We start from the raw sequence: 11,466 nt of genomic DNA on the forward strand, positions 1-11,466 counted from the left end.
TTTTTATGTTGCATTTTGATGAAATGATGGACCAAGTAGCAAAAATCAAGGTCATCGGTGTAGGTGGTGGCGGTTCGAACGCCGTCAACCGAATGATTGAACACGGTGTCCAAGGCGTAGAATTCATCGCAGTAAACACGGATGCGCAGGCATTGAACATGTCACAAGCTGACGTAAAACTACAACTCGGTGCTAAATTGACACGCGGTCTCGGTGCGGGTGCCAATCCGGAAATCGGTAAAAAAGCGGCGGAAGAGAGCCGTGAGCAATTAACAGAAATCCTTTCTGGTGCTGACATGGTCTTCGTCACAGCGGGAATGGGTGGCGGAACGGGTACAGGAGCAGCTCCTGTCATCGCGGAGATTTCAAAAGAGATCGGCGCATTGACAGTCGGTGTCGTCACAAAACCATTCATGTTCGAAGGACGTAAACGGATGCAACATGCTGTTTCAGGTGTCCAGAACTTCAAAGAAAAAGTCGATACGTTAATCGTCATTCCGAACGACAAATTACTTGAAATCGTCGATCGGAATACACCAATGCTTGAAGCGTTTAAAGAAGCGGATAACGTCTTGCGTCAAGGTGTACAGGGTATCACTGACTTGATCGCCGTACCTGGTCTGATCAACCTCGACTTCGCCGATGTGAAGACGATCATGACTGAGAAAGGTTCTGCTTTGATGGGTGTAGGTGTCGCGACAGGCGAACACCGCGCGACGGAAGCAGCGAAAAAAGCGATTTCGAGTCCGTTGCTTGAGACATCGATCGAAGGCGCAAAAGGTGTTCTGATGAACATCACAGGTAGTGCGAACCTCAGCTTGTACGAAGTGACGGAAGCCGCACAAATCGTCCAGAGTGCAGCCGATGAGGAAGTCAACTTGATCTTCGGTTCTGTCATCAACGATAACCTAGAAGATGAAATCATCGTCACAGTCATCGCGACGGAATTCGAAAACGAACCACTCGATTTCGAAATCCCATCGGCACAAGAGATGATGAAAAACCTCTTGAAGAAAAAACAAGCGACTCCACCACCAACTGAGGAGTCTAAACCACAAGTCGAAGAGACACCTGTCAGCTCGAATCCTGAACCGGCTAAAGCGCCAGATGTCGAAGAAACGATGGATATTCCATCTTTCCTTCGCCGGAATAATCGTTGATCGATGTTCCAGTGACACGACTGCTAAACTATGAGGTGTCGCGAAAGCGGCGCCTCTTTTTTTAAAATCAAAGGAGGCATGAACATGTTTGGACAATGGATCAAATGGTATACACCGACAGGTACCGTACGCGCCGCCTTTACGACGAAGTTCGCTGCCCCTCATGAAAATGGAAATTTAGGGTTACATGTCAACGATGATCGCGATGGTGTCATCCAGAACCGACAAGTCATCGCACGTCAGCTTGATCTATCTCTCGAGAACTCGATTTGGGCACAGCAAGTTCACGGAAATCACGTTGAACAGGTGACGACACTTGACTCTGGGCGCGGTGCTTTGGATTACGAAACAGCGATTCCGGGTACAGATGGATTGGTGACGACCGATTCGAATGTTCTATTGATGATGCTCTTCGCTGACTGTGTGCCGCTTGTCTTCTGTGACCCGACGACAGGAATCATCGCGAATACGCACGCCGGTTGGCGCGGAACTGTCGGCAATATCGTCGAGAAAACAGTCAAGCAAATGGAACGTGCGGGTGCGAGTCGTTCATCGATTCAAATGGTCATTGGTCCATCGATCCGTGATTGTTGTTACGAAGTCGATCAACCCGTCATCGATGCAATCGATGCGCTTGAACTCGATGAGTCTCCTTACATACGCAAGGAAGATGGAAAAGCGATGTTATCGCTACAAAAAACGAACGCTGCGCTAGCTGAGCGTTGTGGAGTGGGTGATGTCCTTGACTCAGGTCTATGTACACACTGTCAGGCGGAAGATTACTTCTCTTATCGCCACGGCGACCACGGTGGTCGCTTTGCAAGTTTGATCGTAAAGGAGTCATTGGATGTCAATTCTTGATAATGTACAAGAGGTTACGAAACGAATGAAACAAGCGAGTGAAAAGAGTTCTTCAGAAAAGCAGGTACAGTTGATTGGCGTGACGAAATCAGTCTCAAGTCAAGTTGCTTCTGAATTATTAGCAGCAGGTGTGACCCATCTCGGTGAAAATCGTCCGGATGGATTGCTCGAAAAACAGGCAGAGCTCGGACGAACCGCCTGTACATGGCACTTCATCGGTACGCTACAAACGCGTAAAGTTCGTCAGATCATCGATGCCATTGACGTGCTGCATTCCCTTGACCGTCTTCATTTGGCGGAAGAGATCAATAAACGAACGGACCGAATCATTGATTGTTTCATTCAAGTCAACGTTTCTGGAGAAGAATCGAAGCAAGGCATCGCGCCGGAGGATGTACCGTCGTTCTTACATGAAATCGGTCAGTATCCAGCGATTCGTGTCATCGGACTGATGACGATGGCACCGTTAACGGAAGATACGACGCGTATCCGTGAGGTATTCCGGTCATTAAAAACATTGCAAGAAGAGGTCAAGGCGAAAAAATTGTCGTATGCTCCATGTACGGAGTTATCTATGGGAATGTCGTCTGATTTTGAGATCGCCATCGAAGAAGGGGCGACGTTCGTCCGAATCGGGACGACGCTCGTTCACACCTAAACGAGAAGAAGGGAGAATGGATATGGGTTTTAAATCAAAAATGCAAAATCTATTTCTCGGCAACAGCGACGATTTAGATGAACTTGAATATGAAAATGATGCTACAATAAATAAAGGTAGAGGTGCTTCACAACAAGAGTATGAAGAGTATTACGAGGAATCTACCCCAAGTGTTACTCAAAAGGAGGACAGCGTGAGACAATCGAATATCGTGCCGCTTCATGCGACGAAAAAAACGAAATCGCAAGTCATCTTGAGTGAACCACGTGTCTTCAACGAAGCCCAGGAAATCGGGGAACATCTTCGTCAGAACCGTGCTGTCATCGTCAATATGCAGCGAATGTCAAAAGATCAATCACGACAGATGATCAATTTCTTATCTGGTGTCGTCTTCGCTCTCGATGGAACGATTACGACGATCAGTCAGAATACCCTCCTCTGTGTTCCGAACAACGTCGAGTTGGCTGGTAGCATCTCGAATCTTCTTGGAGAAGATGATATTAATCATAAGGGGTGGTAAGTATGGATTCTCAAGTGATGTACGCGATTGGTCGTACATTGAGTACGTTATTACAGTATTACAGTTACGTCATGATCGTTTATATCCTGCTTTCGTGGTTCCCGAATGCCCGTGATTCTAAATTCGGACAAGTGCTCGCGATGTTAGTCGAGCCATTCCTAGCGCCCTTCCGTCGTATCATCCCGCCTATCGGGGGCATGCTGGATATCTCGCCGATTGTAGCCTTCCTCGTCTTGAACTTGGCTCAATCGGGTATCCGAGCAATCTTTTTAGTATGAGCGTATACGATCATTATCGTGGAAGCGAGCGGGAATTCGTCGATTCAGTCTTGAACTGGATCGATCATGTGGAAGCGACCTATACGTTCAAATTAACGGATTTCCTAGATCCACGTGAACAACAAATCACACAAGAACTCGTCGGTTCGAAATGCGCCCTCTTTTTTGAGGGCGGTTTCGAAGGCGCTGAACGTAAAAGGGCAATCCTCGCACCAGATTATTATGAATACAACGCGGATGACTTTGACATTTCCATCTATCGCATTCATTATCCTACTAAATTCGTTGAACTTTCTCATCGTCAAGTCACCGGTACATTATTGAACGTCGGATTGAAACGAGCTAAATTCGGCGACGTCATCATTCAGGATCAAGTACAGTTTGCCGTCGCGGACGAAGTCGCGACCTATATCGAAGCAAACGTCGAACGAGCAGGGAAGACGAAGATTCGTCTTTCGCGTGTTGAGGCGGAAGACCGTTTGAAAGTGAAGGATCAAGAGTGGGAAGAGACACTTGGGTTCGTCAGTTCACTTCGGTTTGATACGGTCGTGAGTGAAATTCTCGGCTTCTCGCGTCAAAAAGCACAGACGCTCATTAAACAAGGTGAAAGTAAGGTCAATTATAAAGTAGTGGATGATTCGAGCTTCATGCTAGAAGAAGGCGACTTGCTTTCCTTGCGTGGAACAGGACGCGTCAAGTTGATTGCAATCCTCGGATCAACGAAACGTGACCGGATCAAGCTACAATACGGTATTTTAAAAGGATAAGATAAATGCGGAGGAGGAATTCATCATGCCATTAACGCCACTCGATATTCATAATAAGGAGTTCACACGAAAGTTTCGCGGCTATGACGAAGATGAAGTGAACGAATTCCTAGATCAAGTCATCAAGGATTTTGAATTGTTGTTACGTGAGAATCGTCAACAACAGGAAGTCATCCAAAACATGCAAGCACGTGTTGATTACTTCAGTTCGATGGAAGAAACATTGAATAAATCGATCATCGTCGCACAGGAAGCAGCTGAAGAAGTCAAAGCCAATGCTTCAAAAGAAGCGAGCTTGATCCTAAAGCAAGCAGAACGTGAAGCAGAGCAGTTGCAAGATGCAGCGCAACGTCGGGCACAACGGACAGACTTCGAAGTAGAGCAAATGCGCAAAAAAATCGAACTTTATCGTAATCGATTCAAAGTATTGATCGATGCGCAGATGGAATTATTGACGAGCCATGACTGGGATGCGTTTGACTTCTCTTCTCGTGGAGCGCTTGACGATGTTCCAGCAGTTGCGTATAATGACGACGATGTCGTATAAATAAAATCAATGACAAGGACACGTCGCATCTTGGACGGTTGACAGCGAATCGGGGGAATGGTGGAAGCCCGAGCAACGAAAAAGATGAGGTATCCCCTTGGAGTGCATGACTGAACGTTCGCTGAATAGTAAGTCATGCCGGCTCACTCCCGTTATCGAGTTCTTAAGCGGTCCTGCGTCGTCAAAATGGCGAGCAGGATTAGTAGGGTGGTACCGCGAGTTCAGCCAAGCTCGTCCCTATCTCAGGGATGAGCTTGGCTTTTTTTGTACTTTTAAAGCGAAAGGTGAGAGATGGTCAGATGGATTACAAAGAAACCTTATTGATGATGAAAACGGAGTTTTTAATGCGAGGCAACTTGCCAAAACGTGAACCAGATATGCAAGCACGATGGGAAGAGATGAATCTCTACGCTGCGGTCCAGGAAAAGAATGCTGGAAAGCCAACGTTCATCCTCCACGATGGTCCTCCGTATGCGAATGGTGACATCCACATGGGTCACGGATTAAACAAAGTCTTAAAAGACATCATCGTCCGCTACAAATCGATGAATGGCTTCCAGTCTCCATACGTGCCTGGTTGGGACACACACGGATTACCGATTGAAACAGCACTTCAAAAAGCCGGTGTTGATCGTAAATCGATGACGGTCGCAGAATTCCGTGAATTATGTGCGAAATATGCGCTGGAACAAGTCGATCACCAACGCGAACAATTCAAACGTCTCGGCGTTCTCGGTGACTATGACAACCCATACATCACTCTTCAACCAGAATTTGAAGCAGCTCAAATTCGTTTATTCGGCGATATGGCGAACAAAGGCTATATCTACAAAGGGAAGAAACCGGTCTATTGGTCACCGTCTTCTGAATCGGCATTAGCTGAAGCAGAAATCGAATATCAAGATAAACGGTCAGCTGCCATCTATGTCGCGTTCCAAGTCATGGACGGAAAAAACATCTTAGAGCCGACGGATCATTTCGTCATCTGGACGACGACACCATGGACGATTCCAGCGAACCTCGGAATCTCCGTCAGTGCGGAATTGACGTATGCGCGGATCGAGTATCAAGGAAAAGGCTATATCGTAGCGGAAACACTTGTTCCTGAAGTCATCGAAGCACTCGGATGGGAAGATGCAACAGTCGGACGTGTCTTTAATGGTGCGGACTTCGAATACATGAAAGCAAAACATCCACTGTACGACCGTGAATCACTCGTCATGCTTGGCGATCACGTTACAGCGGAAGCGACAGGTGTCGTTCATACGGCTCCAGGTCACGGGGAAGATGACTTCCGCATCGGTCAAGCTTACGGTCTTGACGTCCTTTGCCCAGTCGACGATAAAGGGATCATGACAGCAGAAGCACCTGGATTCGAAGGCATGTTCTATGAAGATGCGAATAAAGAAATCGGTCTTGCCCTCGAAGAAGCCGGTGCACTCTTGAAACTATCGTTCATCAAACACTCGTATCCACATGACTGGCGGACGAAAAAACCGGTCATTTTCCGGGCAACACCACAGTGGTTCGCTTCAATCAAAGACTTCCGTGCGGAAATCCTTGATGAGATCAAAGGCGTCCAGTGGGTACCAGAGTGGGGGGAAACACGTCTCCACAACATGTTCAAAGACCGCGGCGACTGGGTCATCTCACGTCAACGTGCTTGGGGCGTTCCACTTCCAATCTTCTACGCTGAAGATGGAACGGAAATCGTCACACCAGAAACGATTGATCATATCGCGAATCTATTTGCAGCTCACGGATCAAATGTCTGGTATGAGCGCGAAGCAGTCGACTTGCTTCCTGAAGGATTCACACATCCAGCAAGCCCGAACGGTATCTTCAAAAAAGAAACGGACATCATGGATGTCTGGTTCGATTCTGGTTCATCACATGCAGGTGTCCTTGCGACACGTCCTGAATTGACACGTCCAGCGGATCTCTATCTTGAAGGATCTGACCAATATCGTGGTTGGTTCAACTCGTCGCTATCGACAGCCGTCGCAACGACAGGAAAAGCACCATACAAAGCGGTCGTCAGTCACGGATTCGTTCTGGATGGTCAAGGTCGCAAGATGTCGAAATCGATCGGTAACACGATTGCACCGATTCAAGTCATGCAACAATTTGGAGCAGAGATCCTTCGCTTGTGGGTGGCATCAGTCGATTATCAAGCTGATGTCCGGGCATCGATGGATAACTTCAAACAAGTCTCAGAATCATATCGTAAAATCCGGAACACGGTTCGTTTCCTCCTCGGAAACTTGGATCAATTCGATCCTGCGACGCACCGCGTCGCATTTGAAGACTTACCAGAGTCAGATCGTTTCATGCGTACGAAACTGGACCAACTTGTTGGAAAAGTAAAAGCGGCTTATGATGCGTACGACTTCATGTCGGTCTATCAATTGCTCCATAACTTCTGTGTCCTTGATTTGTCGTCGTTCTACCTCGATTACACGAAAGATATCCTGTATATCGAAAAAGCAGACGCGACATCGCGTCGTGCGGTTCAGACGGTCATGTATGATACAGTCGTTGCCTTGTTGCAATTGATGGCACCTGTCTTGCCACACACAGCAGACGAAGCATGGGAATTCGTACCAGCTGTTGAAACGAAGAGTATCTTCCTGACAGACCTTCCGAAAACGGTCGAAGTCTCAGAAGAAGGACTTGCCCTCATCGAGAAATGGAACGCGTTCCTGACATTCCGCGATGATGTCTTAAAAGCACTCGAGGAAGCGCGCGTTGAGAAACTCGTCGGTAAGACACTCGAAGCGAAACTCTTGCTTGCACCGAAGGAAGAGACGAAAGCCTTGCTCGGAACAATCGATCATCTTGAGCAGTTACTCCAAGTCTCACAACTCGAATTCGTTGAAACGGCGGATAAGATGTATGAGACGACCGGCATCACGGTTCAAAAAGCTGACGGTGAAAAATGTGAACGTTGTTGGACATATTCGACGGAACTCGGACAAGATCCGGCTCATCCGACGCTTTGCCCACGTTGTACTGAAGTCGTCAATTCTTTATAATGATACAAAGGGAGGGGCGACTGCGACTTCGCAGGACGCCCCTCATTATTTTTGGATGCGGAGGACAATAGGATGTGGCTTTACTTAGGGATTGCTGCTTTACTCGTTGGAATCGACCAGTTGACGAAATGGATTGTCGTTCAAAATATGACGATCGGTCAAGCCATCACGGTCATTCCGGATTTCTTTTATCTCAACTCGTATCGGAATCGAGGCGCTGCGTGGGGAATGCTCGAAGGTAAATTCGGCTTTTTCTTCATCGTTACGGTCGTCGTCGTCATTGGATTGATTTACTTCCTCTACAAGGAAGGCACGAAAAATAAGGTATTTGCTTGGAGCATCGCGTTATTACTCAGTGGTGCGATCGGAAATTTCATTGATCGAATGGCACGAGGAGAAGTCGTTGATTTCTTCCACTTCTTCCCGTTCGGCTATAATTTTCCGATCTTTAATGTCGCAGACGTCTGTTTGACGTTTGGTGTCATCACGATGCTAATTAGCGTCATGTTCGAAGAACGGTTGACTAAGAAAGGAACGATGGATAAATGAATGAAGTAGAAACATGGTCCGTGCAAGCGGATGGAGCGACAGGGCGCATTGATAAATGGCTCGCAGAACAAAACGATTGGTCGCGTTCGCAAGTACAGGAATGGTTGAAAGCGGGGCGCGTCGAAGTCGACGGTCGTGTCGTCAAACCGAACTATAAATTATCGGGAACGGAATCGATTGAGGTCCATATCCCGGAAGCAGTGGAACTCGAAATCTTGCCGGAAGACATCCCACTTGATGTCGTCTATGAAGATTCGGACGTCATCGTCGTCAACAAACCAAAAGGGATGGTCGTCCACCCGGCGGCAGGGCATGTCTCAGGAACGCTCGTCAACGCCTTATTACACCACTGTCAAGATCTCTCAGGCATCAATGGCGTCAAACGTCCAGGAATCGTTCACCGAATCGATAAGGATACGTCAGGTCTGTTGATGGTCGCTAAGAACGACTTAGCGCATGAATCACTTGCACATCAATTGAAAGAGAAGACGACGGAGCGTCTTTATATCGCGCTCGTACACGGTGAAATCCCGCACGAACTCGGAACGATTGAAGCGCCAATCGGACGCGATAAGAACGACCGTCAACGGATGACGGTAACGGATAAGAATTCAAAGTCTGCCGTGACCCATTTCCGTGTTCTTGATCGGTACGAGGGCTTTACGGTCGTTGAATGTAAACTTGAAACAGGACGGACGCACCAAATCCGTGTCCACATGCGTTATATCGGTTTCCCTCTTGCTGGTGACCCGAAATATGGTCCACGCAAGACGATGAAAATGAACGGTCAAGCCTTGCATGCTGCAGTTCTCGGTTTCGAACACCCACGCACAGGTGAGTGGATGCGGTTTGAAGCACCGCTCCCAGAAGAGATGACATTTGAAATCGGTCAATTGAAAAAACTTGAATTAGAGTCTTGACGTTTTTCTAATAAAACGGTAGAGTATCACCTAGAGAGCGATGCGAGACATCCTCTACTGACACTTCGGTCGTCCGAGTGACGATCCTACCTAACTAGTATCACCTTTAATCGAGTCCGGAGAGGCTGCGAAAGGGAGAACCTACCACGATTGTGTGTAGGCATGCATACATGACGTATGCCATGATTCTGTCTTCGATGACCTTCTGCGGATTTCCGCAGAAGGTCTTTTGTATGAAAGGAGAAAACATGAAACCAGCCGTCATCTTAGATGAAGCCGCGATCGGACGTGCACTGACACGGATCGCCCATGAAATCATCGAACGTAACAAAGGAATTCATGATTTGATGATTGTCGGAATCAAGACGCGAGGCGAGACACTCGCTCGTCGACTTGCGAAGCGCATCGAACAAATCGAAGGAAAACCGGTCTTACTCGGTGTCGTCGACATCTCAATGTACCGGGATGACTTGTCGAAACGAAGTTTAGAACCAGAAATCAAAGGTTCTGATTTACCGGAAGATATCACCGGGAAAATCGTCGTCCTCGTTGACGACGTGCTCTACACAGGTCGCACCGTTCGCGCCGCGATGGACGCGCTCGTCGACCATGGAAGACCGAGTATGATTCAACTCGCTGTACTCGTCGACCGCGGACATCGGGAGTTACCGATTCGACCAGATTTCATCGGTAAGAACGTCCCGACATCCCGTGAGGAACAAGTCGTCGTTGCGCTCGCCGAAGTCGATGAAGCCGATCAAGTATTCATTAAACGCTAAAATTCAAAACCTTTAAGGTGGTCCAGAGAGACCAGAAAGGGAGTCATCCATATGGCAAAACATGCCGCAGTACTTGATGTACAAGAAGTACCTACTCACCCTCTAAACTGGCTGATGCTCAGCCTACAACACGTCTTCGCGATGTTTGGTGCGACCGTGCTCGTCCCGCTCTTAACGGGACTCAACACATCGGTCGCGCTCGTCGCAAGCGGAGTCGGCACACTGATTTTCCTCGCCGTTACCCGCTTCAAAGTACCCACATATCTTGGTTCGAGTTTTGCCTACATTGCCCCGATCATTGCCGTCAGTGAACGGTGGGGTGTCGAGGATGCGTTAATCGGCGGAATGGTCGCTGGACTCGTCTATGGACTTGTCTCACTCCTCATCCGCTACACGGGAGCTGCTTGGTTGCTTCGCTTACTCCCACCGGTCGTCATCGGACCGGTCATCATGGTCATCGGTTTATCGCTCGCCCCTACCGCTGTCAACATGGCGATGAACGGAGCGGACGGCAAGTACAACGGACTGTACTTCCTCGTTGCGATGGTCACGCTTGGCGTCACACTCCTTGCGATGACGTACTTAAAAGGAATGTGGAGCACGATTCCGATCCTGTTCGGGATCACGGTTGGTTATCTCGTTGCGGCATCGGTCGGAATCATTGATTTCACACCACTCCAACAAGCAACGTTCTTCCACGTGCCGGACTTCACGATTCCGTTCTTGAATTACACACCATCGTGGAATACAGCCGCGTTGCTTCTGATTGTTCCCGTGACGCTCGTCACACTGACGGAGCACATTGGCGAACAAAAAGTGACATCACGGATCATCGGGCGCGAGACGCTCCTCGATCCAGGGATGCACCGGACCGTACTGGGTGACGGGATCGCGAAGACAGTCGCTTCGATGCTTGGCGGACCACCGGTTACGACGTATGGTGAGAACAACGGTGTCATGTCGATCACTCGTGTCTACAGTGTCTACGTCCTCGGTGGTGCGGCGGTTCTTGCGATCAGCTTCGGATTCCTCGGATATGTCGAAGGATTCATCAAGACGATTCCGACACCGGTCATGGGTGGAATCAGTATTCTCTTATTCGGAGTCATCGCGTCGAATGGTCTTCGGACGCTGACGGAAAGTAAGATCGACCTTGCCGATAAACGGAACTTGACGATCACAGCTGTCATTCTCGTCACAGGCATCGGAGGCGCGGCGCTTAAAATCGGCAACTTCTCTCTCGAAGGAATGGCACTAGCGACGATTCTTGGGATCATCCTGAATCTAGTTCTTCCAAAAACGACAGAGCAGGTCGAAGAAACAACGGAAACCTCTACAACTCAATCGGTAGCTAACAACTTTTAAGACGTTCCGAGAGAACGATAAAGTGAG

The 11,466-nt window shown here is 48.3% G+C and carries 12 protein-coding genes and 1 other annotated feature; all 12 genes read left to right on the top strand.

Annotated features, from left to right (window positions below; translation table 11 throughout):
- Positions 1-5: 5 nt before the first annotated feature.
- Positions 6-1,160 (top strand): cell division protein FtsZ, encoded by a 1,155-nt coding sequence (gene ftsZ / locus KNQ18_RS04155; protein ID WP_029342137.1) that lies wholly within the window; start codon positions 6-8, stop codon positions 1,158-1,160.
- Positions 1,161-1,244: 84 nt separating this feature from the next.
- A complete protein-coding gene (pgeF, locus tag KNQ18_RS04160; protein WP_215083921.1) occupies positions 1,245-2,021 on the top strand; it encodes a peptidoglycan editing factor PgeF in 777 nt (258 codons plus the stop codon).
- Positions 2,008-2,679, top strand: coding sequence for a YggS family pyridoxal phosphate-dependent enzyme (locus KNQ18_RS04165; RefSeq protein WP_050677528.1), 672 nt, complete (start codon positions 2,008-2,010; stop codon positions 2,677-2,679). The genes pgeF and KNQ18_RS04165 overlap by 14 nt, the downstream gene beginning before the upstream one ends.
- Before the next feature lie 193 nt (positions 2,680-2,872).
- The gene (locus KNQ18_RS04170; RefSeq protein WP_231496839.1) at positions 2,873-3,199 is read left to right on the top strand and encodes a cell division protein SepF; all 327 of its coding nucleotides are present in this window, start codon (positions 2,873-2,875) and stop codon (positions 3,197-3,199) included.
- Positions 3,200-3,201: 2 nt separating this feature from the next.
- Positions 3,202-3,477, top strand: coding sequence for a YggT family protein (locus tag KNQ18_RS04175; protein WP_023468796.1), 276 nt, complete (start codon positions 3,202-3,204; stop codon positions 3,475-3,477).
- Positions 3,474-4,244, top strand: a complete 771-nt coding sequence (locus KNQ18_RS04180; protein ID WP_029342133.1) for a YlmH family RNA-binding protein — start codon at positions 3,474-3,476, stop codon at positions 4,242-4,244. Before KNQ18_RS04175 ends, KNQ18_RS04180 begins: the two co-directional genes overlap by 4 nt.
- Before the next feature lie 25 nt (positions 4,245-4,269).
- Positions 4,270-4,791 (top strand): DivIVA domain-containing protein, encoded by a 522-nt coding sequence (locus KNQ18_RS04185; RefSeq protein ID WP_023468794.1) that lies wholly within the window; start codon positions 4,270-4,272, stop codon positions 4,789-4,791.
- Positions 4,792-5,033 (top strand) — a binding site (T-box leader).
- A gap of 57 nt (positions 5,034-5,090) precedes the next feature.
- Positions 5,091-7,826, top strand: coding sequence for an isoleucine--tRNA ligase (gene ileS / locus KNQ18_RS04190; protein ID WP_215083923.1), 2,736 nt, complete (start codon positions 5,091-5,093; stop codon positions 7,824-7,826).
- 72 nt (positions 7,827-7,898) lie between these two features.
- The gene (gene lspA, locus KNQ18_RS04195; RefSeq protein ID WP_023468792.1) at positions 7,899-8,375 is read left to right on the top strand and encodes a signal peptidase II; all 477 of its coding nucleotides are present in this window, start codon (positions 7,899-7,901) and stop codon (positions 8,373-8,375) included.
- Complete coding sequence (locus KNQ18_RS04200) at positions 8,372-9,295, top strand: RluA family pseudouridine synthase (protein ID WP_035396726.1); 924 nt, start codon at positions 8,372-8,374, stop codon at positions 9,293-9,295. The genes lspA and KNQ18_RS04200 overlap by 4 nt, the downstream gene beginning before the upstream one ends.
- Before the next feature lie 248 nt (positions 9,296-9,543).
- The gene (gene pyrR / locus KNQ18_RS04205; RefSeq protein ID WP_035396895.1) at positions 9,544-10,074 is read left to right on the top strand and encodes a bifunctional pyr operon transcriptional regulator/uracil phosphoribosyltransferase PyrR; all 531 of its coding nucleotides are present in this window, start codon (positions 9,544-9,546) and stop codon (positions 10,072-10,074) included.
- A 51-nt stretch (positions 10,075-10,125) separates the two neighbouring features.
- On the top strand, positions 10,126-11,439 hold the full coding sequence (locus KNQ18_RS04210; protein WP_050677526.1) for a uracil-xanthine permease family protein: 1,314 nt from the start codon (positions 10,126-10,128) through the stop codon (positions 11,437-11,439).
- Positions 11,440-11,466 lie beyond the last annotated feature (27 nt).

The sequence above is a fragment of the Exiguobacterium sp. s78 genome (assembly GCF_018618985.1).
Lineage (GTDB): Bacteria > Bacillota > Bacilli > Exiguobacteriales > Exiguobacteriaceae > Exiguobacterium_A > Exiguobacterium_A abrahamii.

What these genes read in the sequence shown, in the direction of transcription:
- pyrR (WP_035396895.1), top strand. Translation starts at nt 9,544, where the DNA reads ATGAAACCAGCCGTCATCTTAGATGAAGCCGCGATCGGACGTGCACTG.
- KNQ18_RS04200 (WP_035396726.1), top strand. Translation starts at nt 8,372, where the DNA reads ATGAATGAAGTAGAAACATGGTCCGTGCAAGCGGATGGAGCGACAGGG.
- KNQ18_RS04180 (WP_029342133.1), top strand. Translation starts at nt 3,474, where the DNA reads ATGAGCGTATACGATCATTATCGTGGAAGCGAGCGGGAATTCGTCGAT.
- KNQ18_RS04165 (WP_050677528.1), top strand. Translation starts at nt 2,008, where the DNA reads ATGTCAATTCTTGATAATGTACAAGAGGTTACGAAACGAATGAAACAA.
- KNQ18_RS04210 (WP_050677526.1), top strand. Translation starts at nt 10,126, where the DNA reads ATGGCAAAACATGCCGCAGTACTTGATGTACAAGAAGTACCTACTCAC.
- KNQ18_RS04185 (WP_023468794.1), top strand. Translation starts at nt 4,270, where the DNA reads ATGCCATTAACGCCACTCGATATTCATAATAAGGAGTTCACACGAAAG.
- ftsZ (WP_029342137.1), top strand. Translation starts at nt 6, where the DNA reads ATGTTGCATTTTGATGAAATGATGGACCAAGTAGCAAAAATCAAGGTC.
- lspA (WP_023468792.1), top strand. Translation starts at nt 7,899, where the DNA reads ATGTGGCTTTACTTAGGGATTGCTGCTTTACTCGTTGGAATCGACCAG.
- ileS (WP_215083923.1), top strand. Translation starts at nt 5,091, where the DNA reads ATGGATTACAAAGAAACCTTATTGATGATGAAAACGGAGTTTTTAATG.
- KNQ18_RS04175 (WP_023468796.1), top strand. Translation starts at nt 3,202, where the DNA reads ATGGATTCTCAAGTGATGTACGCGATTGGTCGTACATTGAGTACGTTA.
- pgeF (WP_215083921.1), top strand. Translation starts at nt 1,245, where the DNA reads ATGTTTGGACAATGGATCAAATGGTATACACCGACAGGTACCGTACGC.